This is a genomic window from Citrobacter sp. CK191 (assembly GCF_030333435.1).
Classification (GTDB): domain Bacteria; phylum Pseudomonadota; class Gammaproteobacteria; order Enterobacterales; family Enterobacteriaceae; genus Citrobacter_B; species Citrobacter_B koseri.
The window spans coordinates 549,557-574,954 of the sequence record NZ_JAOWFX010000003.1 but is presented as its reverse complement, the minus strand read 5'-3'; the positions used below and the strand labels follow the sequence as shown (position 1 = coordinate 574,954).

Annotated in this window: 22 protein-coding genes, 3 tRNA genes and 3 pseudogenes; 18 read left to right on the top strand and 10 right to left on the bottom strand. The window is 52.1% G+C overall.

What is annotated here, in order from left to right; genetic code table 11:
* The first annotated feature begins 2 nt into the window (after nucleotides 1-2).
* Nucleotides 3-79: transfer RNA gene (locus OGV82_RS02720), tRNA-Asp, on the top strand.
* Between the two features lie 162 nt (nucleotides 80-241).
* Nucleotides 242-319 (top strand): annotated as a pseudogene (locus OGV82_RS02715) (hypothetical protein); the annotation flags it as partial.
* Nucleotides 320-343: 24 nt separating this feature from the next.
* Here the strand turns inward: OGV82_RS02715 and yafC are convergent.
* Nucleotides 344-1,257: pseudogene (yafC, locus tag OGV82_RS02710) on the bottom strand (DNA-binding transcriptional regulator YafC).
* Between the two features lie 299 nt (nucleotides 1,258-1,556).
* Here yafC and OGV82_RS02705 point away from each other — a divergent pair.
* Together OGV82_RS02705 and OGV82_RS02700 are read left to right on the top strand one after the other, a co-directional pair.
* On the top strand, nucleotides 1,557-2,357 hold the full coding sequence (locus OGV82_RS02705) for an endonuclease/exonuclease/phosphatase family protein (protein ID WP_024130650.1): 801 nt from the start codon (nucleotides 1,557-1,559) through the stop codon (nucleotides 2,355-2,357).
* A 76-nt stretch (nucleotides 2,358-2,433) separates the two neighbouring features.
* Nucleotides 2,434-3,204, top strand: a complete 771-nt coding sequence (locus OGV82_RS02700) for a class I SAM-dependent methyltransferase (protein WP_047458775.1) — start codon at nucleotides 2,434-2,436, stop codon at nucleotides 3,202-3,204.
* A gap of 48 nt (nucleotides 3,205-3,252) precedes the next feature.
* Here OGV82_RS02700 and mltD read toward each other — a convergent pair whose 3' ends face one another.
* Both mltD and gloB read right to left on the bottom strand, forming a co-directional pair.
* Nucleotides 3,253-4,620, bottom strand: coding sequence for a murein transglycosylase D (mltD, locus tag OGV82_RS02695; RefSeq protein WP_047458772.1), 1,368 nt, complete (start codon nucleotides 4,618-4,620; stop codon nucleotides 3,253-3,255).
* Nucleotides 4,621-4,691: 71 nt separating this feature from the next.
* A complete protein-coding gene (gene gloB, locus OGV82_RS02690) occupies nucleotides 4,692-5,447 on the bottom strand; it encodes a hydroxyacylglutathione hydrolase (protein ID WP_047458770.1) in 756 nt (251 codons plus the stop codon).
* Between the two features lie 33 nt (nucleotides 5,448-5,480).
* Here gloB and OGV82_RS02685 point away from each other — a divergent pair, with 33 nt between their 5' ends.
* The gene (locus OGV82_RS02685) at nucleotides 5,481-6,203 is read left to right on the top strand and encodes a class I SAM-dependent methyltransferase (protein ID WP_012133785.1); all 723 of its coding nucleotides are present in this window, start codon (nucleotides 5,481-5,483) and stop codon (nucleotides 6,201-6,203) included.
* On the opposite strand, the gene rnhA is transcribed toward OGV82_RS02685, so the two are convergent.
* Nucleotides 6,200-6,667, bottom strand: a complete 468-nt coding sequence (gene rnhA / locus OGV82_RS02680) for a ribonuclease HI (protein ID WP_012133784.1) — start codon at nucleotides 6,665-6,667, stop codon at nucleotides 6,200-6,202. The genes OGV82_RS02685 and rnhA overlap by 4 nt on opposite strands.
* Nucleotides 6,668-6,731: 64 nt before the next feature.
* On the opposite strand from rnhA, the gene dnaQ reads away from it, so the two are divergent.
* Both dnaQ and OGV82_RS02670 read left to right on the top strand, forming a co-directional pair.
* Nucleotides 6,732-7,463 carry a DNA polymerase III subunit epsilon gene (dnaQ, locus tag OGV82_RS02675; protein WP_024130648.1) on the top strand — a complete coding sequence of 244 codons (732 nt, stop codon included), beginning with the start codon at nucleotides 6,732-6,734 and terminating at the stop codon, nucleotides 7,461-7,463.
* A gap of 133 nt (nucleotides 7,464-7,596) precedes the next feature.
* Nucleotides 7,597-7,673, top strand: a tRNA-Asp gene (locus tag OGV82_RS02670).
* Between the two features lie 115 nt (nucleotides 7,674-7,788).
* Here OGV82_RS02670 and OGV82_RS02665 read toward each other — a convergent pair.
* Together OGV82_RS02665 and fadE are read right to left on the bottom strand one after the other, a co-directional pair.
* A complete protein-coding gene (locus OGV82_RS02665) occupies nucleotides 7,789-8,559 on the bottom strand; it encodes an amidohydrolase (protein WP_101743957.1) in 771 nt (256 codons plus the stop codon).
* A gap of 107 nt (nucleotides 8,560-8,666) precedes the next feature.
* On the bottom strand, nucleotides 8,667-11,114 hold the full coding sequence (gene fadE / locus OGV82_RS02660; RefSeq protein ID WP_101743956.1) for an acyl-CoA dehydrogenase FadE: 2,448 nt from the start codon (nucleotides 11,112-11,114) through the stop codon (nucleotides 8,667-8,669).
* A gap of 238 nt (nucleotides 11,115-11,352) precedes the next feature.
* Between fadE and lpcA the strand changes: the two genes are divergently transcribed.
* Together lpcA and OGV82_RS02650 are read left to right on the top strand one after the other, a co-directional pair.
* Nucleotides 11,353-11,931 (top strand): D-sedoheptulose 7-phosphate isomerase, encoded by a 579-nt coding sequence (gene lpcA, locus OGV82_RS02655; RefSeq protein ID WP_024130646.1) that lies wholly within the window; start codon nucleotides 11,353-11,355, stop codon nucleotides 11,929-11,931.
* 130 nt (nucleotides 11,932-12,061) lie between these two features.
* The gene (locus OGV82_RS02650) at nucleotides 12,062-12,829 is read left to right on the top strand and encodes a class II glutamine amidotransferase (protein ID WP_101743955.1); all 768 of its coding nucleotides are present in this window, start codon (nucleotides 12,062-12,064) and stop codon (nucleotides 12,827-12,829) included.
* Here the strand turns inward: OGV82_RS02650 and dpaA are convergent.
* A complete protein-coding gene (gene dpaA / locus OGV82_RS02645) occupies nucleotides 12,800-13,540 on the bottom strand; it encodes a peptidoglycan meso-diaminopimelic acid protein amidase (RefSeq protein ID WP_012133778.1) in 741 nt (246 codons plus the stop codon). The genes OGV82_RS02650 and dpaA overlap by 30 nt on opposite strands.
* 271 nt (nucleotides 13,541-13,811) lie before the next feature.
* Here dpaA and dinB point away from each other — a divergent pair, with 271 nt between their 5' ends.
* Nucleotides 13,812-14,867 (top strand): DNA polymerase IV, encoded by a 1,056-nt coding sequence (dinB, locus tag OGV82_RS02640; RefSeq protein ID WP_012133777.1) that lies wholly within the window; start codon nucleotides 13,812-13,814, stop codon nucleotides 14,865-14,867.
* On the opposite strand, the pseudogene OGV82_RS22925 reads toward dinB, so the two are convergent.
* Together OGV82_RS22925 and pepD are read right to left on the bottom strand one after the other, a co-directional pair.
* Nucleotides 14,823-14,978: pseudogene (locus OGV82_RS22925) on the bottom strand (hypothetical protein); the annotation flags it as partial. The gene dinB and the pseudogene OGV82_RS22925 sit on opposite strands and share 45 nt — an antisense overlap.
* A gap of 8 nt (nucleotides 14,979-14,986) precedes the next feature.
* Nucleotides 14,987-16,444 carry a cytosol nonspecific dipeptidase gene (gene pepD, locus OGV82_RS02635; protein ID WP_101743954.1) on the bottom strand — a complete coding sequence of 486 codons (1,458 nt, stop codon included), beginning with the start codon at nucleotides 16,442-16,444 and terminating at the stop codon, nucleotides 14,987-14,989.
* Between the two features lie 257 nt (nucleotides 16,445-16,701).
* Between pepD and gpt the strand changes: the two genes are divergently transcribed.
* The 3 genes from gpt to crl all read left to right on the top strand — a co-directional run bounded on the left by gpt (nucleotide 16,702) and on the right by crl (nucleotide 18,960).
* Nucleotides 16,702-17,160, top strand: a complete 459-nt coding sequence (gene gpt, locus OGV82_RS02630) for a xanthine phosphoribosyltransferase (protein WP_006685917.1) — start codon at nucleotides 16,702-16,704, stop codon at nucleotides 17,158-17,160.
* A 99-nt stretch (nucleotides 17,161-17,259) separates the two neighbouring features.
* Nucleotides 17,260-18,504, top strand: a complete 1,245-nt coding sequence (gene frsA, locus OGV82_RS02625; RefSeq protein ID WP_101743953.1) for an esterase FrsA — start codon at nucleotides 17,260-17,262, stop codon at nucleotides 18,502-18,504.
* A 57-nt stretch (nucleotides 18,505-18,561) separates the two neighbouring features.
* Nucleotides 18,562-18,960, top strand: a complete 399-nt coding sequence (gene crl, locus OGV82_RS02620; protein ID WP_012133774.1) for a sigma factor-binding protein Crl — start codon at nucleotides 18,562-18,564, stop codon at nucleotides 18,958-18,960.
* A 104-nt stretch (nucleotides 18,961-19,064) separates the two neighbouring features.
* On the opposite strand, the gene phoE is transcribed toward crl, so the two are convergent.
* The gene (gene phoE, locus OGV82_RS02615; RefSeq protein ID WP_024130644.1) at nucleotides 19,065-20,117 is read right to left on the bottom strand and encodes a phosphoporin PhoE; all 1,053 of its coding nucleotides are present in this window, start codon (nucleotides 20,115-20,117) and stop codon (nucleotides 19,065-19,067) included.
* A 289-nt stretch (nucleotides 20,118-20,406) separates the two neighbouring features.
* Here phoE and proB point away from each other — a divergent pair, with 289 nt between their 5' ends.
* The 5 genes from proB to OGV82_RS02590 all read left to right on the top strand — a co-directional run bounded on the left by proB (nucleotide 20,407) and on the right by OGV82_RS02590 (nucleotide 25,187).
* Nucleotides 20,407-21,510: a glutamate 5-kinase gene (gene proB / locus OGV82_RS02610; RefSeq protein ID WP_012133771.1), complete on the top strand. Its 1,104-nt coding sequence runs from the start codon at nucleotides 20,407-20,409 to the stop codon at nucleotides 21,508-21,510.
* Nucleotides 21,511-21,521: 11 nt separating this feature from the next.
* A complete protein-coding gene (gene proA / locus OGV82_RS02605; protein ID WP_047458747.1) occupies nucleotides 21,522-22,775 on the top strand; it encodes a glutamate-5-semialdehyde dehydrogenase in 1,254 nt (417 codons plus the stop codon).
* Nucleotides 22,776-22,890: 115 nt separating this feature from the next.
* Nucleotides 22,891-22,966, top strand: a tRNA-Thr gene (locus OGV82_RS02600).
* Between the two features lie 163 nt (nucleotides 22,967-23,129).
* Complete coding sequence (locus tag OGV82_RS02595; RefSeq protein WP_101743952.1) at nucleotides 23,130-24,326, top strand: tyrosine-type recombinase/integrase; 1,197 nt, start codon at nucleotides 23,130-23,132, stop codon at nucleotides 24,324-24,326.
* Nucleotides 24,327-24,629: 303 nt separating this feature from the next.
* Nucleotides 24,630-25,187, top strand: a complete 558-nt coding sequence (locus OGV82_RS02590; RefSeq protein WP_071994603.1) for a hypothetical protein — start codon at nucleotides 24,630-24,632, stop codon at nucleotides 25,185-25,187.
* The last annotated feature ends 211 nt before the right edge of the window (nucleotides 25,188-25,398 follow it).

The following is a 25,398-nucleotide window of genomic DNA, read 5'->3' as shown; positions in this document are numbered from 1 at the left end:
GTGGAGCGGTAGTTCAGTTGGTTAGAATACCTGCCTGTCACGCAGGGGGTCGCGGGTTCGAGTCCCGTCCGTTCCGCCACTTATTAAGAGCCCTGAGCTAACGCTCAGGGCTTTTTTCTTGCCTGCTGTTCCATTATTGCTTATTTCGCAAAAATCCTCTGCGTTCTACGATCTTTTTCCGCATAAAAATAACCAGATTGAACTGTCTCCGTATCTGCAAAATCGCAAGGTCGTGGATTGGGCAAAAAAGGCGATTGCCGCACTGGATTGCAACGATCGCCTTGTCAGCCCGGAAGGTCTGGCGCCAGAGTGGGACTGATCGGCTAACCCTCACTCTGTACCCTTAACCCTCTTTTACAGCTCCTTCGGGGGCTTTTTTACATGATCACTGAGAAAATCGATGAATGCCCGAATGCGGGTACTGACCGCACGATCGCTGTAATAAACGGCACTGAAAGGCATCTCTACCGGTAGGCGCTTATCGGCCATCAGCTCCACAAGCTCTCCCCGCGCGATTTCTTTATCAATCATATAGTCAGACAGGCAGGCGATCCCGTTACCACTCAGACAAAGCTGCTTGAGCGTCTCACCGCTATTTGACGACAGACCGCTGCTGATTTCATGGAGTTGCCCGTCGCTACATGCTACAGGCCATGTATTGAGCGAAGCCGGTTCAGTGAATCCGAGACATAGATGCTGTTTTAACTCTTCAATGGTTTCGGGTTTGCCAAAGCGGGCAATATAATCCGGCGACGCGATAATCTTTCGATAACTGGTAAAGAGCGGGCGGGCGCGCAGGCTTGAATCGGTCAGCGTCCCGGCACGTATGGCGACATCGACCTTTCGTTCAATCAGATTGATGAATGTTTCTGAGGAAACCAGTGATAGCGTCATTTCTGGATAACGCTCGCGAAAAGGCTTAACCAGCGGCATCAGAAAGTGCAGTATCACCGGCGTGGCGGCGTCGATACGCAACAGGCCGCGTGGAGTGCTTCGCGTTTCCATCACCTCCGTTTCAGCGGCGGCCATGTCTTGTAGTATCGACTGCACGCGACGAAAGTAACGTTCGCCTTCTTCCGTCAGACTCAACTGGCGTGTTGTGCGATTAAGCAGACTCACGCCCAGTTTCATTTCCAGCTTTTTGACTGCCCGGCTGACCGCAGAATTCGCCTGTCCAAGTTGCTCCGCAGCGCGGCTAAAGCTACCGCTTTCGACTACGGCAACAAATATCACGAGTTCTTCTGATGTAGCTTTCATTTTTGCACCTGAAGCAAAATTACATTGATATTTTGGCTATTTTTTCATTAAAACATCCTGGGCTGTTGGTTTCAATCTGCGCGTGAGGTGTGGTGGCCGGAGCGCCTGTTCTGACGGCGTTAACCCGTGATCGGTTGGATAGGCCAGTTCGCGCTGTTCCTGGTTAAATTTACGGAGGTAAGCGCTTGCTTACAAAACAATATGTAACTGCTCGTTGAAAGTGTGAGCTAAAATCCCTATAACAGAATAACCAGTCCGTGCCCGGGCTGGTTGACGTTACAGAGGTTTTAAAGTCAAACGTGCGAAAAAATACTTATGCCATGCGCTATATTGCCGGACAACCCGCCGAGCGGATTTTACCGCCTGGGTCGTTTGCGAGTATTGGCCAGGCATTACCCGCCGGAGTGCCGTTAAGCAGTGAAGACCGCATTCGGATTCTGGTGTGGAATATCTTTAAACAGCAGCGGGCCGAATGGTTATCGGTGCTGAAAAACTTTGGCAAAGATGCGCACCTGGTTTTATTACAGGAAGCGCAAACCACGCCCGAACTGGTGCAGTTTGCGACCGCTAACTATCTTGCAGCCGATCAGGTTCCCGCTTTTGTGTTACCTCAGCATCCTTCGGGTGTTATGACGCTTTCTGCTGCTCATCCCGTCTACTGCTGCCCGCTGCGCGAACGTGAGCCCATCTTACGTCTGGCGAAGTCAGCGCTGGTGACCGTATATCCTTTGCCTGATACGCGATTGTTGATGGTGGTAAACATTCACGCCGTTAACTTCAGTCTTGGGGTGGATGTGTATAGTAAGCAGTTACTTCCTATTGGCGATCAAATTGCGCATCACAGCGGCCCGGTGATTATGGCCGGTGATTTTAATGCCTGGAGCCGACCACGAATGAACGCGCTGTATCGCTTTGCGCGCGAGATGTCCCTGCGCCAGGTGCGTTTTACTGACGATCAGCGCCGACGGGCGTTTGGCCGTCCTCTTGATTTTGTGTTTTATCGAGGTTTGAACGTTAGCGAGGCTTCCGTACTGGTCACGCGCGCGTCCGATCATAACCCGCTACTCGTTGAATTCAGTCCCGGCAAACCTGAGCAATAAGGTGTGTCAGGTCTGCCGTGGGGCAGGCCTGAAGTGGTGCTGCCCTTTATTTTGCAAACAACCAAAGGACAACACGATGACAACACACTCCCACCATGACAACGTCGAAAAGCAGTTTGGCTCTCAGGCAAATGCCTATTTAACCAGCACCGTTCATGCTTCTGGTCGTGACTTACAGCGACTGGCGGAACGGCTGTCCTCTTTTCCGCATGCCAGCGTACTGGATATGGGATGTGGCGCCGGGCACGCCAGTTTTATTGCTGCGCAGAACGTAAAGCAGGTGGTGGCTTACGATTTGTCTTCGCAGATGCTTGAGGTCGTCGTACAGGCGGCGAAAGAGAAAGGTTTAGAAAATATCGCGACCCGACAGGGGTATGCTGAAAATCTGCCGTTTGAGGATCACGCCTTTGATGTTGTGATTAGCCGCTATTCTGCACATCACTGGCATGATGTTGGGCAGGCACTGCGTGAAGCCAACCGGGTTCTGAAAGCGGGTGGCGTGTTGATTATGATGGATGTGATGTCGCCTGGGCATCCGGTGCGCGATATCTGGTTACAGACTGTAGAAGCGTTACGCGACACTTCTCATGTACGTAACTACTCCAGCGGTGAGTGGCTGTCCCTGGTGAATGATGCGAATCTGATTGTCGATACGTTGTTAACGGACCGCTTACCGCTGGAGTTCAGTTCATGGGTAGCGAGAATGCGTACGCCTGCGGCGCTGGTTGAGGCTATTCGTTTGTATCAGGAGAGCGCATCCGCGGAGGTAAAAGCGTATTTCGCTTTGCAGGAGGACGGTTCGTTTACCAGCGATACGATTATGGTTGAGGCGCATAAAGCGGCATAAATAAAAAAGGCACTGGGGGGAAACCAGTGCCTTTTCTGAGTCATGCTATCAGGAGTCAGGTGTGCTGCTGTTCTTCACAAACAACGTTAGCTGATCGCCTGGTTGCAGATTTGCTGTATCGCTGTTCCAGCGCATCACATCTTTGATGTTCACCCCGTGACGTTTGGCGATACTCGAAAGCGAATCACCTTTCCGCACACGATAGGTAATGCTATCGCTGTTGTTGGCCAGACGCTGTGCGCTACTGCCAGCGCCAATCGTCAGACTTTGGCCCACTTTCAGGTTAGATCCGCGCAGACTATTCCACTGCTGCAAATCTTTCGTGCTCACGCCAAGGCGTGCCGCGATGCCGGAAAGCGTATCGCCAGAGCGAACTTTGTAGCTACGGCTGTTCAGCGGCGTATTGTCTGCGACCAGCGTAGACTGTACGGCAGCAATTTCGCCTGAAGCCAGAGACTCACGCAGTTGTTCTGCATGCTTCTTTGGCACCATCACGTACTGTGGGCCGCTAACACCTAGCGTAGAGCCTTTCACGCCAGCATTAAACGCTTTCAGCTTGGTGACGGACATGCCCGCCATATCTGCAACCTGCGCCATCTCAACCGGGCTGCTCAAACGAACGCGCGCCAGCGCACGACTTTCGTCTGTGGTTGGCAGACGCACGCCATAGCGTTTGCTGTTTTTGAGAATATCGCTCAATGCCAGCATTTTTGGCACGTACAGCTTCGTTTCCTGAGGTAACGAAAGCGACCAGAAGTCGGTGGCTTTGCCACGCGCCTTATTCGCTTTGATTGCCTTCATCACGCGACCTTCGCCGCTATTATAAGCTGCAACGGTCAACAGCCAGTCGCCATCAAACATCTTATTCAGACGCTGCATCATGTCTAACGCGGCCGTTGTGGAAGCCACAACGTCACGACGCGCATCATAATTGCGGGTCTGTTTCAAACCATAATTGCGCCCTGTGCTCGGAATGATCTGCCAGATGCCTGCGGCATTGGCGCCAGACGTTGCGTGTGGGTCAAAAGCGCTCTCCACTATGGGTAGTAGTACCAGTTCCATCGGCATGTTACGTTTCTTAACCTGCCCGGCTATCCAGTACATATACGGCTCTGCCCGTAAAGTTACATCGTGGAGATAGCTCTTATTGCGTAAATACTTCTGTTTCTGTTCGCGTATCCGGTTGTTCTCCGGAATTCCCATCTTTAGCTCGTCGCCAATGAAAGCCCACAAGTCTTGATCCGGCGCGAGAGACGTCCCATCGTCCATCCATCGTGCCTGACTCGTAAACTTTCCTGCTTCCCCTTGACCAGCTGCAGAAAGGCTCTGTGCGTGCTGTTGGACGTTGCCAGTGTTCTGAGACGACTGGCACCCCACAAGCAGGACAGAGGCGAGTAATATCGCTTTTGCCTTCATGTGTGTGTCAATAGTTGCTTAAAAGACGACCGATCATAACGGCGAAGTTCGCCAATGACAAGTAGGAATTGTCAGAAGCTGTCTTTCTTTGACCTTAACCAGGCAAAACGCTCTTCAGGTTGTTGCAACTTTGTTTCTTTGTTTATTTCATTAATTAAATCAGGATCTTCCGTTCTCAAAAAAATATTATTTTTCCGCTCATTTTTCAGAATTACGGGGAGTGTAATTTGGTTTTTTGCGCGTAACTCATTAACTTTACGATAATATTCATTTATGAACGAATCGTGCGGTAGGATGCTCAATGCAAACTTCATGTTTGCTAAAGTATACTCATGTGCGCAACAAATCAGCGTATCGTCAGGAAGGGCGCTGATTTTTTTAAGTGATTGATACATCTGTGAGGCTGTACCTTCAAACAGGCGTCCACAGCCTCCAGAGAAAAGGGTGTCGCCGCAGAAAAGGTAAGGATGACTAAAGTAACAGATATGTCCTAAAGTGTGACCCGGTGTGGCAAATATACTAAATTCATGCCCTAAAACGAGGGCGCTATCGCCATCTTTGACTACGTGCGTGGTTCCCTTATCTTGTGTTTCTGCCGGTCCGTAAACCACTACGTGCGGAAAATGTTGAAGAAGTTCTTTCACGCCGCCAACATGGTCGTGGTGATGGTGAGTGAGGAAAATCGCTTCCGGCTGCCAGTTCTTCTCTTTGATGGCGTTTAGCACGGGAGCCGCTTCGCCAGGATCAACGATCAGACAACGTCCTTCATTATTACTCAGAACCCAGATGTAATTGTCCTGAAATGCGGGAATACTGTTAAGATTCATAAATTACCTCTTAGTGCGTAGCGGAAGGTTGTGATGAAACCGGCAAGGATCCCTCAAACAGTCATAGCTCCCCATCGCTGGGGCGATTTGCCCTGGGGTGAATACTATCGTGAGGCGCTGGAGCATCAGCTTAACCCGTGGTTCGCCAAAATGTATGGTTTTCATTTGCTTAAAATTGGTAATTTAAGCGCAGAAATCAACTCTGAAGCGTGCGCCGTTTCTCATCAAGTCAATATTTCCCTGCAAGGCGCGCCCGTCCAGGTTCAGGCCGATCCCTTACATCTTCCCTTTGCCGATAAGTCTGTTGATGTTTGTCTGTTGGCGCATACGCTACCGTGGTGCGTCGACCCACATCGGTTACTGCGTGAGGCCGACCGGGTGTTAATTGATGATGGCTGGCTGGTTTTGAGTGGTTTTAACCCGATTAGCCTGATGGGCCTACGTAAGCTGGTGCCCGTCTTGCGTAAATCTTCACCTTATAACAGCCGGATGTTTACGCTGATGCGCCAACTGGACTGGCTCTCGTTATTGAATTTTGAAGTGCTGCACTACAGCCGTTTTCATGTTTTACCCTGGTCAAAGCAAGGGGGAAAGCTGCTGAGCACGCATATTCCGGCGCTGGGCTGCCTGCAACTGATTGTGGCGCGTAAGCGAACCATCCCGCTTACGCTTAACCCGATGAAACAAAATAAAAGCAAAGCGCGGATTCGCCAGGCCGTGGGCGCGACCCGGCAATACCGTAAGCCAGACGCTTAAGCCTCTGCCTGATAGCCAACGTCTTCCTGCGTAGGGTTCATCGCTGCCGCACGCGCCAGCTCATCGCAACGTTCGTTTTCAGGATGGCCGGCATGGCCTTTTACCCATTCCCATTTGATTTGATGTTGGCCCAGCGCGGCATCAAGGCGCTTCCAGAGATCGACATTCTTTACCGGCTTTTTCTCTGCTGTTTTCCAGCCGCGCTTTTTCCAGTTGTGGATCCATTGCGTAATTCCCTGACGGACATACTGGCTGTCCGTGCTTAATGTGACTTCACAATGTTCTTTTAACGCTTCCAGCGCGACGATGGCCGCCATAAGCTCCATGCGATTGTTAGTTGTGAGGCTATATCCTTCGCTAAAGGTTTTTTCATGGCCGCGATAGCGTAAAATAGCGCCATAACCACCTGGACCTGGATTTCCCAGGCAAGAACCATCGGTGAAAATTTCTACCTGTTTAAGCATCTCTGGTAGACTTCCTGTAATTGAAATCGATCGTAAAACGACAAGTCTGACATAAATGACCGCTATGAGCACTGCAATTACACGACAGATCGTCCTCGATACCGAAACCACCGGTATGAACCAGATCGGCGCCCACTACGAAGGCCATAAGATCATTGAGATCGGTGCGGTCGAGGTCGTAAACCGCCGTCTTACCGGCAATAACTTCCACGTCTATCTAAAACCGGACCGACTGGTGGACCCGGAAGCGTTCGGCGTACACGGTATTGCGGATGAATTTCTGCTTGATAAACCCGTTTTTGCCGATGTGGTTGACGACTTCCTGGAGTATATCCGTGGCGCGGAACTGGTGATCCATAACGCATCGTTTGATATCGGCTTTATGGATTATGAGTTCGCCAAGCTCAGTCGTGGTATTCCGAAAACAAGCGAGTTCTGCAAAATCACCGATAGCCTGGCGCTGGCGAGGAGGATGTTCCCCGGCAAGCGTAACAGCCTTGATGCGCTTTGTTCACGCTATGAGATAGATAACAGCAAACGTACGCTGCACGGCGCATTGCTCGATGCCCAGATTCTGGCCGATGTCTATCTGGCGATGACCGGCGGGCAAACGTCGATGGCCTTCTCAATGGAAGGGGAAACGCAGCAACAGCAGGGTGAAGCGACAATCCAGCGTATTGTCCGCCAGGCCAGCAAGTTACGCGTTGTTTTAGCGACTGATGAAGAGCTGATGGCGCATGAGTCGCGTCTCGACCTGGTGCAGAAGAAAGGCGGAAGTTGCCTCTGGCGGGCGTAATTCGGGGTTTTACGACGTAAAAATAGCCGTCCGGGTGATTTTTACAGCAAACGATTCAAAACGTGAGAAAAACCGTTGACGAGGTGCGAGGCAATCCGTAATATGCGCTTCGTTCCCAAGAGGAACACAACGCGGAGCGGTAGTTCAGTTGGTTAGAATACCTGCCTGTCACGCAGGGGGTCGCGGGTTCGAGTCCCGTCCGTTCCGCCACTATACAGAAAGCCTGAATCAGAAATGATTCAGGCTTTCGTCGTTTTAGCCTTCAACAAAAATTATCCTTCTCTGTAGAAATGCCAGAATCGTTGCAAAGAAGGATGAACAATCATCAGCGTAACGTGAACGGGTCGGCGTCCTGCCATGCCGGAAATTTCTCGCGGTATTCCCGTAACGCCGTGAGCGACAGGTCTGCATCAATACGTGTCGCCTGATGTGGTTCGGCGGTGGCGATAATCTCTCCTTGCGGGTTAATCACCCGACTGTCCCCACGGTAATGGTGCCCGTTGCCGTCAGTGCCAACACGGTTGCAGCCTGCTACATAGGCCTGGTTTTCAATCGCGCGTGCGGTGAGCAGCGCCTGCCAGTGTAGCGAACGTGGAGCAGGCCAGTTTGCTACATACAGCGCCAGGTCATAATCATTAAGATTGCGGGACCATACCGGAAAACGCAGGTCATAACACACTAACGGCAGAATACGCCAGCCGCGCCATTCAACGACAACACGTTTATCGCCCGCCTGGTAATGATGATGTTCATCCGCCATGCGGAACAGATGGTGTTTATCATAGCAACGAACGTTGCCGTCAGGTTCAACCAGTAAAAAACGGTTTACCGGGCCACGTTCGGTTTGCAACGCAGCGCTGCCCGCAATCAGGGCATCAGTCTGTTGTGCTTTGGCCAGCATCCAGTCGATCGCATCTTCTTGCGGGAGTGACTGAAGTGCGGCTTCCATTGCAAAACCGGTGGTAAACATTTCAGGTAAAACAATGACGTCACGTCCGGTGATGGTTTCCAACAGTCTGTCAAAATGACGTAAATTGGCCGGACCGTCCATCCAGACCAGCGGTTGTTGCAACAGGGTAATTTTCAAACCAGGCACGATCGGGGCTCCTCGTTGAACAGCATTTTTACACTGTAGCATGAGTATCAACGAAAATGTGGCAATAAAAAGCCCCGCAGAAGCGGGGCTTTCAGGGGCGGTGAGGATTAAGCGGCTTCGACTTTACGCACTTGCTTCTCTGGCAACTTTACCGGCTGAGTCGCCAGCGCGTCGGCATCAAAATCATCAACGTTAATGCTGCGCAGACGGCTTTCTTCCGCTTTCACCAGAATGGCGGCTTCATCGTTATCAATCAGCCCTTTTGCCAGCGCGTTATGCGCCAGTTCATCCAGACGGGTAAACGGCAGATTTTTACCCAACTCTTTGCAGATCCGCTGGTGGATAGGATCTGCCACTATTACGTCCAGCAGCGCTTCTTCCAGCAAGCCGACCGGGTTATGCTCGCTCGGCGTCAGGTATTGACCGCGACCGATACGTGAACGGGTTGCGCTCGGTACTTGTAGAATCTGCGCGACCTTATGATCCAGCTTGTCGGAAGGGGCAAGGTAGTGACGACCGGTTGGGAAGATCACCACGTTCAGCAGACCCGCAACAAAACGGTTCGGGAAGTTTTGCAGCAGTTCATCCATCGCTTGCTCCGCCTGATACAATGCATCCTGTACGCCCCAGTGCACCAGCGGCAGATCGGCTTCGTTACGGCCTTCATCGTCATAGCGTTTCAGCACGGCGGAGGCCAGATACAGCTGGCTTAAAATATCGCCCAGGCGTGCGGAGATACGTTCACGACGTTTCAGGCTACCGCCCAACACCGCCATTGAGACATCAGACAGCAGGGCCAGGTTGGCGCTCAGTCGGTTAAGGTGCTGGTAATAACGTTTCGTTGCGTCGCTGGTCGGGGTGTAGCTGGTCAGGCCGCGGGTCAGACCGAGCCAGAAGCTGCGTACTTTGTTGCTACCGACATGGCCGATATGTTTAAACAGCAGATTGTCGAACGCATTCACATCGTTGCTTTGCGCGGCGGCCATCTCTTCCAGAACATACGGATGACAGCGAATCGCCCCCTGACCGAAGATCATCATGCTGCGGGTCAGGATATTCGCACCTTCAACGGTGATGGCAATAGGCGCCCCCTGGTAAGAACGTGCCAGGAAGTTGCTTTCGCCGAGCATAATGCCTTTACCACCGGTAATGTCCATCGCGTCGATGATGGACTGCTGGCCGCGATGGGTACAGTGGTACTTGACGATAGCTGATAGCACCGCCGGTTTTTCACCCAGCATAATGCCGTAGGTAATCAGCGACGCTGCGGCGTCCATTACGTAGGCGTTACCGGCAATGCGCGCCAGTGCCTCTTCAATACCTTCCATCTTGCCGATAGAGATTTTGAACTGGCGACGAATATGGGCATATGCCCCGGTTGCCAGAGCGACGGATTTAACCCCGCCGGTCGAGTTGGACGGCAGCGTGATACCACGGCCTACCGACAGGCATTCCACCAGCATACGCCAGCCCTGGCCTGCCATCTTCGGCCCGCCAATGATGTAGTCGATCGGCACAAAGATATCTTTGCCGTGCGTAGGCCCGTTCTGGAACGGTACGTTCAGTGGGAAGTGACGGCGACCAATTTCGACGCCAGGCGTTGAGGTCGGGATCAGCGCACAGGTGATACCCAATTCTTCTTCGCCACCCAGCAGTTTTTCCGGGTCAGAGAGTTTAAAGGCCAGGCCCAGCACGGTCGCGATAGGGGCCAGCGTAATGTAACGTTTGTTCCAGGTCAGGCGCATACCCAGCACCTGCTGGCCTTGCCATTCGCCCATGCAGACGACGCCGGTATCAGGAATTGCGCCCGCATCGGAGCCCGCTTCCGGGCTGGTCAGCGCGAAGCAAGGGATCTCCTGACCACGCGCCAGACGCGGCAGGTAATGGTTTTTCTGCTCTTCAGTACCGTAGTGTTGCAGCAGTTCACCTGGGCCTAATGAGTTAGGCACGCCCACGGTAATCGCCAGAATCCCGGAAACGCCGGAGAGTTTTTGCAGCACGCGAGACTGCGCATACGCCGAAAACTCCAGGCCGCCGTACTCTTTCTTGATGATCATCGCGAAGAAGCGATGCTCTTTCAGGTAGTCCCACAGCTCCGGCGGCAGATCGGCTAATTCGTGCGTGATCTGGAAATCATTCGCCATACGGCAGGCTTCTTCTACCGGGCCATCCAGGAACGCCTGTTCTTCAGCAGTCAGATGCGGTTGCGGATAGTTGTGCAATTTTTTCCAGTCAGGTTTGCCCTGGAAGAGATCGCCTTCCCACCATGTTGTACCGGCATCAATGGCCTCTTTCTCCGTGCGCGACATCGGCGGCATCACTTTACGGAAGCTACGAAACGCTGGCGCAGAGATCATCGACTTACGCATCGGCGTAACGTTAAACGGTACGAGGATAATGGCCAGAGGAACCAGCACCCAGATAGACCACAGGCCAGCAACGCCCAGCGCGGCTGTCCATGCGAGTAAAATCAGGCTGCTGAGGAATAAGCTCACGCGGTGATAAAACAGCGCGCCGAGCAGAACAACCGTTGCGAGAATACTCAAAATCATCATAACGAAAAGCTCCCTTGCTTGTAGGAGGTCTGACCACTTGTGATGATATGGTTGTAGTGGATGTCATTTCTTTTAGCAATGTGTTTACAAAATAATTACAACGAAGCTCACATTGTTGCCGTTTTCACCGGCACAAAAAATCAAAAGCCAGCGGCATTCCTGTGGCTTGTGCTTCTCGCTTTCTGCGCTATCCGGTACACTGCATCTGTCAATTACATTCATGCTGAAGGATATCCTCATGTACCAGGATCTTATTCGTAACGAACTGAACGAAGCGGCGGAAACGCTGGCCAATTTTTTAAAAGATGAAGCCAATATTCACGCTATTCAGCGCGCGGCGGTCCTGCTGGCAGACAGTTTTAAAGCGGGTGGCAAGGTACTTTCCTGCGGTAACGGCGGCTCTCATTGCGACGCGATGCATTTTGCCGAAGAGCTGACCGGTCGCTACCGCGAAAACCGTCCAGGCTACCCGGCGATCGCTATTTCTGACGTCAGCCATATCTCCTGTGTCAGTAATGATTTTGGTTACGACTATGTTTTCTCCCGCTACGTTGAAGCGGTTGGCCGTGAAGGGGATGTGCTGTTAGGGATCTCAACTTCGGGCAACTCTGGTAACGTGATTAAAGCGATTGCCGCAGCACGCGAGAAGGGAATGAAAGTCATCACCCTGACCGGGAAAGACGGCGGTAAAATGGCAGGGACGGCGGATATTGAAATTCGCGTGCCGCATTTCGGTTATGCTGATCGTATTCAGGAAATCCATATCAAAGTGATTCATATCCTGATCCAATTGATCGAAAAAGAGATGGTTAAGTAAGCGGATAATTCTTTACTGTGTTTTTGCCGGATGATGACGTTAAAGCGTCTTATCCGGCCTACATTTGATTTGTCCAGGCCTGATAAGCGCAGCGCCATCAGGCGGTTCAGCGTTTTAAGGTAGGTGATGTATGTGCGAACTGCTCGGGATGAGCGCCAATGTGCCAACCGATATTTGCTTTAGTTTCACCGGGCTGGTTCAGCGTGGTGGAGGAACCGGGCCGCACAAAGACGGCTGGGGCATTACGTTTTATGAAGGTAAAGGGTGTCGCACGTTTAAAGATCCGCAACCCAGTTTTAATTCGCCCATCGCCAGACTGGTGCAAGACTATCCCATCAAATCCTGTTCCGTCGTTGCCCATATTCGCCAGGCGAATCGTGGGGAAGTGGTGCTGGAAAATACGCATCCGTTTACCCGTGAGCTTTGGGGGCGTAACTGGACGTATGCGCATAACGGGCAGCTCAACGGCTACAAATCGCTTGAAACCGGTAATTTTCGCCCGGTTGGTGAGACGGACAGCGAAAAAGCGTTCTGCTGGCTGCTGCATAAGCTGACGCAGCGTTATCCGCGCACGCCGGGCAATATGATGGCGGTATTTAAATATATTGCGACGCTGGCAGAAGAACTCCGTAAGAAAGGTGTCTTCAACATGCTGCTGTCAGACGGGCGCTATGTTATGGCCTATTGCTCGACCAATTTATTCTGGATCACCCGCCGCGCGCCGTTTGGCGTTGCCACGCTGTTGGACCAGGATGTGGAAATCGACTTCAGTTCACAAACCACACCGAATGATGTGGTTACCGTGATTGCAACGCAGCCGCTGACGGGAAATGAAACCTGGCAAAAGATTATGCCAGGCGAATGGCGATTATTTTGTCTCGGGGAGCGTATAGTTTGACGCCAGCTGTGGCTGAACCACTTCATGGCTCAACGGTTTGCTGACCACGTAACGGCCATCAACAACGGAAACCGTTGGTGGCTTACGGGTTTGCTCAAAGTAGTCGTAGCCCGGTTTTAGCTGCGTCCAGAAATCTTTGTAATACGAATACTTATGGCGCTGCATATTTGCATCGGTCATGCGGAAGGGATAGATGCTCACCTGTACGCTGGATTGCCCGAATACCAGGGCGCCGGTTACAAACTGGAAAATCTCATCAATGCCGCTGTCGGTCATGGCATAGCAACCGACGGAGACGCAGGCGCCGTGGATCATCAGATACTTACCTTCATAACCGTGTGCGCGGTCATAGGCGTTCGGAAAACCGATATTAATGGCCTTATAGAAACGGCTGTCCGGTTTGAGCTGATTACGCTGGACGCTGTAAAAACCTTCCGGGCTTTTAAAGTCACCCTGGCGCTGTTTGGGGCCTAAGCCACCGGAATAGTTGCAAATTTTGTAGCTGTCGAGCAATTGATATTGCTCACCCATCTTGACGTACAGATCGAGCGTACGCTCTTCTTTAAAGATCTGAATATAGACAGGCGACCCCATCAACTGCTGCTTATATTCTTTACTGACTGGCGTGGTTGGGCTGCTACTGCTTAGCAAACCGGCAAATGAGACGCACGGGATCAGAAGCATCGCAAGAAAAAATGCGATTTTACGCATACTGCTTATTCCTTGATAAAACGGTTACACACGCCAGAACGGCAAACAGAGTCCCCAAATCAGACTAATCCGTATTTGGTGCGCTCACATTATCACCACGGCAGTTTTTCGCAAGCCCCAGGCGATGCGTTTACAATTTAGTTTCTCTTTATACTGAAATTTAGCCGTCAAGGCAGTCAGAACCCGGCGCATTCTGCCGCGGCTTAATTTCCACTCGCTTCTCACAATACAAAATATACTGTATACTTAAACAGTATTGCAGAGGTGAGCCATGCGCAAAATCATACATGTTGATATGGACTGTTTTTACGCGGCGGTTGAAATGCGCGATAACCCGGCCCTGCGTGATATTCCCATTGCTATCGGCGGCAGCCGCGAGCGCAGGGGCGTTATCAGTACGGCGAATTATCCCGCCCGCAAATTTGGCGTGCGCAGCGCGATGCCGACCGGTATGGCGCTTAAGCTTTGCCCGCACCTCACGCTATTGCCGGGGCGGTTTGAGGCGTATAAAGAAGCGTCGCAGCATATCCGTGAAATCTTCTCTCGTTATACCTCGCGTATAGAGCCGCTTTCGCTGGATGAAGCCTATCTGGACGTCACCGACAGCACTTATTGCCACGGCTCCGCCACGCTTATCGCTCAGGAAATCCGTCAGACGATTTTTAACGAACTCCAGCTCACCGCATCAGCAGGTATTGCTCCGGTTAAGTTTCTGGCAAAAATTGCTTCTGATCTTAATAAACCGAATGGGCAATATGTGATTACCCCCGCCGATGTTCCTGAGTTTCTCAAAACCTTACCGCTGGGGAAAATTCCGGGGGTGGGTAAAGTGTCTGCGGCCAGGCTGGAAACGATGGGGCTGCGTACCTGTGAAGATGTGCAAAAGTACGATCTGGCGATGTTACTCAAGCGCTTTGGTAAGTTTGGCCGCGTGTTATGGGAGCGTAGCCAGGGGATTGATGAGCGGGATGTGAACAATGAAAGACTGCGTAAATCGATAGGCGTTGAACGTACGCTGGCGGAGGATATTCACGAATGGGCGGAATGCGAGGCGATCATTGAGCGGTTATATCCAGAGCTGGAAAGGCGGCTGGCAAAAGTGAAGCCTGACCTGCTCATCGCCCGCCAGGGGGTTAAATTAAAATTTAACGATTTCCAGCTGACCACTCAGGAGCACGTCTGGCCGCGTTTAAGCAAGGACGATTTAATCACGACGGCGCGTAAAACCTGGAATGAGCGGCGGGGAGGGCGGGGCGTGCGGCTGGTAGGGTTACACGTTACGCTACTGGACCCACAACTGGAAAGACAGCTTCTGCTGGGGCTGTGACTTTGATGTATTGCCGGATGGCGGCGTAAACGCCTTATCCGGCCTACAAATCAGCGTGTAGGCCGGGTTAGTTGTAGGCCGGATAAGCGCAGCGCCATCCGGCAATGTTTCGTAGCGACTTACTTCGCCGGAATAGACTTCAGCAGTTCAGTCAGAAGCCGCCAGTAGTGACCGACGCTTTCGATATGAACCTGCTCATCTGGAGAGTGCGGGCCGGTAATGGTTGGCCCGATAGAGACCATGTCCATATCCGGGTACGGTTTTTTGAACAGACCGCATTCCAGACCCGCGTGAATAATCTGGATGTTCGGCGTCTTATTGAACAGACGCTGGTAAGTTTCACGCACCAGGTGCATTACCGGCGAGTTCGCATCTGGCTGCCAGCCCGGATAGCCGCCTTTTGCTTCGGTTTTCGCGCCGGCCAGTTTACCCAGCGAATCCAGCATGCTCACCACGTAGTCTTTACCGCTGTCGATCAGCGAGCGGATCAGGCAGTGGATTTCCACGTTGTTGTCGGTCATGGTCACAACGCCCACGTTCAGGGACGTCTCAACCACGCCTTTCGCTACGTCGGAATTGCGAATCACGCCGTTTGGCGTGGCGTTCAGCAGACGGATAAAGCCGTCGCGGGACGGGGCAGTCAGCGCCGCTTTGTCGTTAGCGGCTGCTTCCAGCAGAACCACCAGATTCTTCTCTTTCTCTGCCAGCTCGTTTTTCAGGATCTCCTGATAAGCGTTCACCCGCGTTTTCAGCGCATCGACGTTATCTGCCGCTACGGCAACGGTGGCGAAGGCTTCACGCGGGATAGCGTTACGCAGCGTACCGCCGTTGAAATCAACCAGACGCAGACCCAGTTCTTCAGCATGATCCGCCAGGAAGCGCACCAGCAGCTTGTTGGCATTGCCGAGACCGACGTGGATTTCGCCGCCGGAGTGGCCGCCTTTCAGGCCTTTCAGCGTCAGTTTAAAGCTCTGGAAGCCCGCCGGAATGGCTTCACGGGACAGCGGCAGGTTAGAGGTAAAATCGATACCGCCTGCACAGCCCATGTAGATCTCACCTTCTTCTTCGGAGTCGGTATTGATCAGAATATCGGCCTGTAGCCAGCCAGACTGAAGGCCGAATGCGCCGTCCATACCGGCTTCTTCCGTCATGGTCAGCAGCACTTCCAGCGGGCCGTGTGCGACGTTGTCGTCAGCCAGAACGGCCAGCGCGGAAGCCATACCAATGCCGTTATCCGCGCCCAGCGTGGTGCCGCGGGCTTTTACCCACTCGCCGTCAATATAAGGCTGGATCGGATCTTTGGTGAAGTCGTGTACGGTGTCGTTGTTTTTCTGCGGAACCATATCCAGGTGCGCCTGCAAAACCACTGGCTTGCGGTTTTCCATACCTGCGGTGGCAGGTTTACGAATCAGGATATTACCGACCCGATCGCGCTCAGCGTGGAAACCTTTCTCTTTGGCCCAGCCCATAATGTGTTCAGCGAGCTGCTCTTCATGGTAGGACGGGTGAGGAATAGAACAGATTTTTGCAAAAATATCCCACAGCGGTTGTGGAGATAATTGAGACAGTTCAGACACGATAAGTCTCCTTGACGATGTCCTGCAAAACTTTCTTGCAGGCCACAGGGTTAGCAGATTGATTGTCACCACAAGTCGGGCTTGCGAGATGCGATTGAGAATACCACTTTCCTGGTCTTCGGGTAGTATAAAGCACGTAAAAAGAGGGCTGGATTCCGCGAAACACTGGTTTTTAGCGCGTCAGGTCTCTATAATCTCGCGCAACCTGGTTCACCCTCAATTTTTAAGCCGTAGATAAACAGGCTGGGACACTTCACATGAGCGAAAAATACGTCGTCACTTGGGACATGTTGCAGATTCACGCACGCAAACTGGCAAGCCGCCTGATGCCTTCTGAACAATGGAAAGGCATTATTGCCGTCAGCCGTGGTGGTCTGGTACCGGGCGCATTGCTGGCGCGTGAGTTGGGTATTCGCCATGTCGATACCGTTTGCATCTCCAGCTACGACCACGACAACCAGCGCGAACTGAAAGTGCTGAAACGTGCGGAAGGCGATGGTGAAGGTTTCATCGTGATCGACGATCTGGTCGATACCGGCGGTACTGCTGTTGCTATCCGCGAAATGTACCCTAAAGCTCATTTCGTCACTATCTTCGCTAAACCGGCTGGCCGCCCGCTGGTGGATGATTATGTGATTGATATCCCGCAGGACACCTGGATTGAGCAGCCGTGGGATATGGGCGTGGTATTCGTCCCGCCAATCTCTGGTCGCTAATCACTGAAATTTTCAACGCCTGGCAATGCCGGGCGTTGTTTTTTTTAGCCGCACACACGTTACAATAGGCCTCAGTAAGTACCCTTGGAGGCTGCACGAATGTCACAGGCTAACCTCAGCGAAACCCTGTTCAAACCCCGCTTCAAACATCCTGAAACGTCGACGCTTGTCCGGCGCTTCAATCACGGAACGCAGCCGTCCGTGCAGTCCACTCTGGATGGTAAAAACGTGCCGCACTGGTATCGCATGATCAACCGTCTGATGTGGATCTGGCGCGGTATCGATCCGCGAGAAATCCTTGATGTGCAGGCGCGTATCGTAATGAGCGAAGCCGAGCGAACCGACAAAGATCTGTACGACACGGTGATTGGCTACCGTGGCGGTAACTGGATCTTTGAATGGTCGAAACAGGCGATGGAATGGCAGCAGAAAGCCTGCCAGGAAACAGACCCACAGCGCAGCGGGCGCCACTGGCTGCACGCTTCCTCGCTCTACAACATTGCGGCTTACCCGCATCTTAAAGGGGATGAGCTGGCGGAGCAGGCGCAGGCGCTGGCGAACCGCGCGTACGAAGAGGCCGCGCAACGCTTGCCGGGCTCGCTGCGTGAAATGGCGTTTTCGATCCCCGGCGGCGCGCCTGTCACTGCGTTTTTGCATATGCCGAAAGGGGATGGTCCGTTCCCGACCGTACTGATGTGCGGCGGCCTGGATTCCATGCAAACGGACTATTACACCCTGTTCGAACGTTACTTCGCGCCGCGCGGTATGGCGATGCTGACGCTGGACATGCCGTCGGTTGGATTCTCGTCAAAATGGAAGCTCACCCAGGACTCCAGTCTGCTGCATCAGCATGTGTTGAAAGCGCTGCCTGGGGTGCCGTGGGTTGATCATACCCGGGTGGCGGCGTTTGGTTTTCGTTTTGGCGCTAACGTTGCGGTACGTCTGGCCTACCTGGAAGCGCCGCGACTGAAAGCGGTAGCCTGTCTGGGGCCGGTGGTCCATGCGTTGTTAAGCGATTCACAGCGTCAGGGGACGGTGCCGGAAATGTATCTTGACGTGCTGGCAAGCCGTCTGGGGATGCATGATGCGTCAGATGAAGCGCTGCGCGTTGAGCTAAATCGTTATTCACTGAAGGTTCAGGGGTTGCTCGGCAGACGCTGCCCAACGCCGATGTTATCTGGCTTCTGGAAAAACGATCCGTTTAGCCCGGAAGAGGAGTCCCGGCTCATCACCTCGTCATCTTCCGACGGTAAGCTGATGGAGATTCCGTTTAATCCGGTGTATCGCAATTTTGACACTGCGCTGAAAGAAATTACCGGTTGGATCAATCACAGATTGTGTTAATGGATTGCTAAATTTTATTGTTTTGGTAAAACAGTTGCTTCACCAAAGGAGATCGCAATGACGTTACCGAGTGGACACCCGAAAAGTAGATTGATCAAGAAATTCACTGCGCTTGGCCCGTATATACGCGAAGGGCAGTGCGAAGATAATCGTTTTTTTTTCGATTGCCTGGCTGTTTGCGTCAACGTGAAGCCAGCGCCTGAGAAACGTGAATTCTGGGGCTGGTGGATGGAACTGGAAGCGCAGGAAAAACGCTTTACCTACAGCTACCAGTTTGGCCTGTTTGACAAAGAAGGTAACTGGACCGCCGTGCCGATTAAAGAGACCGAAGTGATTGAACGCCTGGAGTACACCCTGCGCGAGTTTCATGAAAAATTGCGTGCACTGCTGACTTCGCTGAATCTGGCGCTGGAACCCGCCGATAACTTCAAAGAACCGGTGAAGTTAACGGCGTAACATAGAATAATGCCGGATGACGCTACGCTTATCCGGCCTGCAACAGTGCAAAAGAGTAGGCCGGATAAGACGCCTGAGCGTCGTCATCCGGCAAATTAAGACAATCAGAACTGGTACGTCATACCAATCGCGACGATATCATCGCTGCTTACGCCCAGCTTGTTATCATCGTCAATCTGGTTGATTTTATAATCAACGAACGCAGACATATTTTTATTGAAATAATATGTTGCGCCCACATCGATATATTTCACGATATCTTCATCACCGATACCTTCAATATCTTTGCCTTTAGACTGAACATAGCCCAGAGAAGGACGCAGGCCGAAATCAAACTGATACTGGGCAACCGCTTCGAAGTTTTGCGCTTTATTGGCGAAACCACCGGAAATAGGCGCCATGTTGCGGGTTTCAGAATAGATAGTCGCCAGGTAAATGTTATTGGCGTCATATTTCAGACCCGTCGCCCAACCTTCCGCGTTTTTACCTTGTCCGCGAGATTGCAGGTTCTGCTCATTGGTGCGGTCTGAATTGGCGTATGCGCCGATGATGGCGAAGTCGCTGCCGCCGAAGTCATAGCTCAGAGATGTGCCGAAACCGTCGCCATTCTGCTTTTTGACGTCGCGGTTTTCGTTTTTACCCTGATATTGCAGGGTTAAGTTCAGACCATCGATAACGCCGAAGAAATCGGTGTTACGGTAAGTTGCCAGGCCACTGGCGCGTTTGGTCATAAAGTTGTCGGTCTGTGCAAGGCCGTCGCCGCCGAATTCAGGGAACATATCCGTCCACGCGGCAACGTCGTACAGGGCGCCCAGGTTACGACCATAATCTAACGAACCGAAATCGTTCAGCTTCAGACCCGCAAAAGCCAGACGGGTTTTCTGACCGCCTTCGCTTTCTGTTTTGTTACCGGCGAACTCAGCTTCCCAGCGACCGTAACCGGTCAGCTGATCGTTAATCTGCGTTTCGCCTTTAAAGCCAAAGCGGATATAAGTCTGGTCGCCATCTTTGCTGTCATCATCACTGATGTAGTGCATCGCTTTTACTTTGCCATACACGTCCAGTTTATTACTGTTTTTGTTATACACTTCTGCTGCCTGCACGGATGCCGATGCAACAATACCCATCACCACTAATGCCAGAGTGCTCTTTTTCATTTTCATTCCTGATTTAAAATTACGCGCTAATATTCGCTGGGAGTGATCCCCGTGAAAAACAGGATGGTTTTTAACGCTCTGCAATGAAGGTTTTATGACAAATTAAGAATATTTTTAAAAAAGGATGATTTATTATTGCGGTAATAAAATTGTCAGAAACTGCCGCTACGCTTGCTGATCCTGCGCAACAAAATTTCATGCTTTGTGCTCTGGTTGTTGGCAACCGGGGCCAGTCCTGCTAAAACGTTCGTTTGATATCATTTTCCCCTATTTTGAATGGCAGAGAATCATGAGTGACAGCCAGACGCTGGTGGTAAAACTCGGCACCAGTGTGCTAACGGGCGGATCGCGCCGCCTGAACCGTGCCCATATCGTAGAACTTGTTCGTCAATGCGCGCAGCTACATGCCGCAGGCCATCGTATTGTGATCGTTACGTCGGGTGCTATCGCCGCCGGGCGTGAGCATCTTGGCTACCCGGAACTCCCGGCGACCATAGCGTCTAAACAACTGTTGGCGGCGGTGGGGCAGAGTCGTCTGATTCAGCTTTGGGAACAGCTATTCTCTATCTACGGTATTCACATCGGGCAGATGCTGCTGACGCGTGCGGATATGGAAGACAGAGAGCGCTTCCTGAACGCGCGTGACACCCTGCGTGCGCTGCTGGACAACAATATTGTCCCTGTCATCAATGAAAACGATGCCGTGGCGACCGCTGAAATAAAAGTGGGCGATAACGACAACCTTTCCGCGCTGGCCGCCATTCTGGCGGGCGCCGACAAATTGTTGTTACTGACCGATCAGCAAGGGTTGTTTACCGCCGATCCGCGAACCAACCCGCAGGCTGAGCTGATTAAAGACGTGTACGGCATTGATGATGCGCTGCGTGCGATTGCAGGCGACAGCGTCTCTGGCCTGGGAACCGGGGGAATGGGCACCAAATTGCAGGCTGCCGACGTTGCCTGTCGTGCCGGAATCGACACCATCATCGCAGCGGGCAGCAAGCCGGGCGTGATTGGCGATGTTATGGCAGGCATTTCTGCGGGAACCCGTTTCCATGCGCAAGCCTCCCCGCTGGAAAACCGCAAACGCTGGATCTTTGGCGCGCCGCCTGCCGGTGAAATCACGGTGGATGAAGGGGCGACATCTGCGATTCTGGAACGCGGTAGCTCATTATTGCCAAAAGGCATTAAAAGCGTGACAGGTAACTTCTCGCGTGGTGAAGTGATCCGCATCCGTAACCAGGAAGGGCGCGATATCGCCCACGGCGTCACCCGTTATAACAGCGACGCGCTGCGCCGTATTGCTGGTCACCACTCTCAGCAGATTGACGCGATTCTTGGCTATGAATATGGCCCGGTCGCTGTCCATCGCGATGACATGATTACCCGTTAAGGAGCCGACGTATGCTGGAACAAATGGGCATTGCTGCCAAAGCGGCGTCCTACAAACTGGCGCTACTCTCCAGTCGCGAGAAGAATCGCGTACTGGAAAAAATAGCGGACGAACTGGAAGCGCAAACTGAAAGCATCCTGAGCGCTAATGCTCAGGACGTTGCCGAGGCGCGCGAAAACGGCCTCAGCGAAGCGATGCTGGATCGTCTGGCATTGACACCGGCGCGCCTGAAAGCGATTGCCGATGACGTCCGTCAGGTGTGTAACCTGGCCGACCCGGTCGGACAGGTGATTGATGGCGGTCTGCTGGACAGCGGGCTGCGTCTGGAACGTCGTCGTGTTCCGCTGGGCGTCATTGGCGTGATTTACGAAGCGCGTCCCAATGTGACCGTTGACGTCGCCTCGTTGTGCCTGAAAACCGGCAACGCGGCGATTCTGCGCGGCGGTAAAGAGACGTATCGCACCAATGCGGCAACGGTTGCGGTGATTCAGCAAGCGCTGGAAGCCTGCGGCTTACCGGCTGGCGCAGTCCAGGCGATCGACAGCCCGGATCGCGCGCTGGTCAATGAAATGCTGCGTATGGATAAATACATCGACATGCTGATCCCTCGTGGCGGCGCGGGCCTGCACAAGCTGTGCCGTGAGCAGTCGACGATCCCGGTGATCACCGGCGGGATTGGCGTATGCCATATCTTTGTTGACGACAGCGCGGAGATCGAACCGGCGCTGAAGATCATCGTCAATGCGAAAACCCAGCGTCCGAGTACCTGCAACACGGTGGAAACGCTGCTGGTGCATCAGGATATCGCTGCGCGTTTTCTGCCTGCGCTGAGCAAGCAAATGGCGGAAAGCGGCGTCACGCTGCATGCTGACGATGCGGCGCTGGCCCAACTGAAATCAGGCCCGGCGAACGTGGTAGCGGTGAAAGCCGAAGAGTATGACGACGAGTTCCTGTCGTTGGATCTGAATGTGAAAATCGTGGCCGACCTGGATGATGCGATTGCGCATATTCGCGAACACGGCACTCAACATTCTGATGCGATCCTGACGCACACTCTGCGCAACGCCGATCGTTTTGTGAATGAAGTAGATTCGTCCGCCGTTTACGTCAATGCTTCTACCCGATTTACCGATGGCGGACAATTTGGCCTTGGCGCGGAAGTGGCTGTCAGCACGCAAAAATTACACGCACGCGGCCCAATGGGGCTGGAAGCGCTGACCACCTACAAGTGGATCGGCATCGGTGACGATACCATTCGTGCGTAATTAAAACCGGAGTGATGCAAAATCAGCCACTTGATTCACAAGGCTATTGACGCATCACCCGGTTAGTTTTAACCTTCTACCCCGTGATTCACACTCGTGGTCATGTCCTTTCAGGGCCGATATAGCTCAGTTGGTAGAGCAGCGCATTCGTAATGCGAAGGTCGTAGGTTCGACTCCTATTATCGGCACCATTTCAACCTCTTCCCAGGTCTACCGAAATCAACTTAAAGCCCGTATACTGCGGTTTCTGGCCCGTATCTTATCTCCTGTTATCAACTGGACTCAACCGGAATCAAGTTACAGTTGGGGGCATAAGTGGGGGCATTCTGTGTTCGGTCCAGGGAGATGCCCCCAATGAAGCTAAATGCGCGACAGGTAGATGCAGCTAAACCCAGAGAGAAAGCCTATAAGCTGGCAGATGGTGCTGGTTTGTATCTTGAAGTCGTTCCCTCTGGTTCCCGATACTGGCGGATGAAATATCGCTTTAATGGGAAAGAGAAGCGTATGGCTTTTGGGGTCTATCCGGCAGTGTCCCTTGCACAAGCGAGGGCACTGCGTGATGAAGCCAAGAAAAAGCTGGCCGAGGGCATCGATCCGTCTTTCGCCAAGAAAGAAGAAAAGCTGGTTCGCGATGTGCAGCTCAATAATACGTTTCAGGCTGTGGCACTTGAATGGCACGGAACAAAGGTGAGCCGATGGTCAGAAGGTTATGCCTCCGATATCATCGAAGCATTCAATAAAGATATTTTCCCCTATATCGGCCAGCAGCCGGTAAATGAAATCAAACCGCTGGTTCTGCTTAATGTGCTGCGTCGAATGGAAAGCCGTGGCGCGACGGAAAAGGCCAAGAAGGTTCGCCAGCGTTGCAGCGAAGTCTTTCGTTACGCCATTGTTACCGGTCGTGCGGAATACAATCCTGCAGCGGATCTAACCAGCGCGATGTCAGGGCATGAATCAAAGCATTATCCCTTCCTGACTGTTGAGGAGTTACCTGATTTCTTCAAAGCTCTCTCAGGCTATACAGGAAGTCCGCTGGTTGTTCTTGCCGCTCGTCTGCTGATCCTTACAGGAGTTCGCACCGGTGAGCTTCGAGGTGCTTTCTGGAGTGAATTTGATCTTGAAAAAGCGGTGTGGGAAATTCCTGCTGACCGAATGAAGATGAAACGGCCTCACCTTGTTCCCCTCTCTACCCAAGCACTAGAGATCGTACAGCAGCTCAAAGTGATGTCTGGGCAATATCCTCTAATGTTTCCTGGGAGAAATGATCCCCGGAAAACAATGAGCGAAGCGAGTATTAATCAGGTGTTTAAGCGGATTGGATACACGGGGAAGGTAACGGGGCATGGTTTCCGTCACACGATGAGTACGATTTTGCATGAGGAAGGGTTTAATACGGCATGGATTGAAACCCAGCTTGCGCATGTCGATAAGAATGCGATTCGCGGGACATACAACCATGCGTTGTATCTGGAAGGGCGAAGGGAGATGATGCAGTGGTATGCAGATTACATTGATAACATTGGTAAATTTAATCTAATCATAGCATCATAATTTCACCTACAAACTTAGCTACTTATTCGTTAGATAAAGTGAAAATACAAGCAGGTCTCCTCCAAAACGGAGGAGTTCCATACCAGAAAATTTCTTTTTTTGCTGAGTTTCATTTCTGCTTTCTGGAGAAAAATTACATTTACTTCTGAAGATCTGCTTAGTTATGTAAGTTCAAACGATAGATACAAACGCAGGCTATAACGCTCTGTGAGGGATTCAGAAAGTCGATTGAATGTAGTGCCAATGGGGCACGGTAAGATATGTGAGTTTTACCTTTAAACTGACCATGCTAATGGAGGCATAATGGCTCGTATCGCTTGTCTTGGATGGGGTTCCTTAATTTGGGAGCCAAGAGGTTTACCTGTTCAGGGGAAATGGTCTGAGGATGGCCCACTTATATCCGTTGAATTCGCCAGACAGTCGCTAGATGGACGGATTACGCTTGTGCTAGTCGAAACTGATCGATTAGTGCCTTCCCTGTGGGCGATAATGGAATCAGTGGATCTTACCTCTAGTATTGAGGCTTTGCGTTGCCGTGAAGGTATCCCAATAAAAAATATTGAAAAGCATGTTTGCAGGTGGTCTGCTGGTCAGCCTTCTCCAAAACTGATCCCAGGATTGTCTGAATGGGCTGATACCAATAACGTGGACCATGTGGTATGGACCGGTCTCCCTCCAAAATTCAACGGTAAAGAAATCCTTCCGACAGCCGAAAAAATTGTGAAGTATTTAGAACAACTATCTGGAGAACAAAGAGATAGGGCGGAGCAATACATTCGTCGTGCACCGCGTCAGATCGACACCATGTATCGGCGTATTATTGAATCATCGCTCCAGTGGCATTCAACGGGCGGTGAATAGGCATCTGGTCAGACCTGTGTTGAGGGCTGACATTTTAGCATGTGTTTGAGCTGATTAAGAGGAGGCAGGCTAGGATTTCGCGGGGTGCGTATAAACAGAATAAGATACCTTAACTCAGACTCGAGGACGTCCGTCATAAATGTCAGCCCCAAAACTACTAATTGCGGTGGCAAGTATGCCGTAAATTACCCCACTGCAAACCAGTAATTGT

Bases quoted from the DNA above. Each gene is read 5' to 3' on its own strand.
- OGV82_RS02700 (WP_047458775.1), top strand. From the start codon at position 2,434: ATGACAACACACTCCCACCATGACAACGTCGAAAAGCAGTTTGGCTCT.
- mltD (WP_047458772.1), bottom strand. From the start codon at position 4,620: ATGAAGGCAAAAGCGATATTACTCGCCTCTGTCCTGCTTGTGGGGTGC.
- gloB (WP_047458770.1), bottom strand. From the start codon at position 5,447: ATGAATCTTAACAGTATTCCCGCATTTCAGGACAATTACATCTGGGTT.
- OGV82_RS02685 (WP_012133785.1), top strand. From the start codon at position 5,481: ATGAAACCGGCAAGGATCCCTCAAACAGTCATAGCTCCCCATCGCTGG.
- rnhA (WP_012133784.1), bottom strand. From the start codon at position 6,667: ATGCTTAAACAGGTAGAAATTTTCACCGATGGTTCTTGCCTGGGAAAT.
- dnaQ (WP_024130648.1), top strand. From the start codon at position 6,732: ATGAGCACTGCAATTACACGACAGATCGTCCTCGATACCGAAACCACC.
- fadE (WP_101743956.1), bottom strand. From the start codon at position 11,114: ATGATGATTTTGAGTATTCTCGCAACGGTTGTTCTGCTCGGCGCGCTG.
- lpcA (WP_024130646.1), top strand. From the start codon at position 11,353: ATGTACCAGGATCTTATTCGTAACGAACTGAACGAAGCGGCGGAAACG.
- OGV82_RS02650 (WP_101743955.1), top strand. From the start codon at position 12,062: ATGTGCGAACTGCTCGGGATGAGCGCCAATGTGCCAACCGATATTTGC.
- dpaA (WP_012133778.1), bottom strand. From the start codon at position 13,540: ATGCGTAAAATCGCATTTTTTCTTGCGATGCTTCTGATCCCGTGCGTC.
- dinB (WP_012133777.1), top strand. From the start codon at position 13,812: ATGCGCAAAATCATACATGTTGATATGGACTGTTTTTACGCGGCGGTT.
- gpt (WP_006685917.1), top strand. From the start codon at position 16,702: ATGAGCGAAAAATACGTCGTCACTTGGGACATGTTGCAGATTCACGCA.
- frsA (WP_101743953.1), top strand. From the start codon at position 17,260: ATGTCACAGGCTAACCTCAGCGAAACCCTGTTCAAACCCCGCTTCAAA.
- crl (WP_012133774.1), top strand. From the start codon at position 18,562: ATGACGTTACCGAGTGGACACCCGAAAAGTAGATTGATCAAGAAATTC.
- phoE (WP_024130644.1), bottom strand. From the start codon at position 20,117: ATGAAAAAGAGCACTCTGGCATTAGTGGTGATGGGTATTGTTGCATCG.
- proB (WP_012133771.1), top strand. From the start codon at position 20,407: ATGAGTGACAGCCAGACGCTGGTGGTAAAACTCGGCACCAGTGTGCTA.
- proA (WP_047458747.1), top strand. From the start codon at position 21,522: ATGCTGGAACAAATGGGCATTGCTGCCAAAGCGGCGTCCTACAAACTG.
- OGV82_RS02595 (WP_101743952.1), top strand. From the start codon at position 23,130: ATGAAGCTAAATGCGCGACAGGTAGATGCAGCTAAACCCAGAGAGAAA.
- OGV82_RS02590 (WP_071994603.1), top strand. From the start codon at position 24,630: ATGGCTCGTATCGCTTGTCTTGGATGGGGTTCCTTAATTTGGGAGCCA.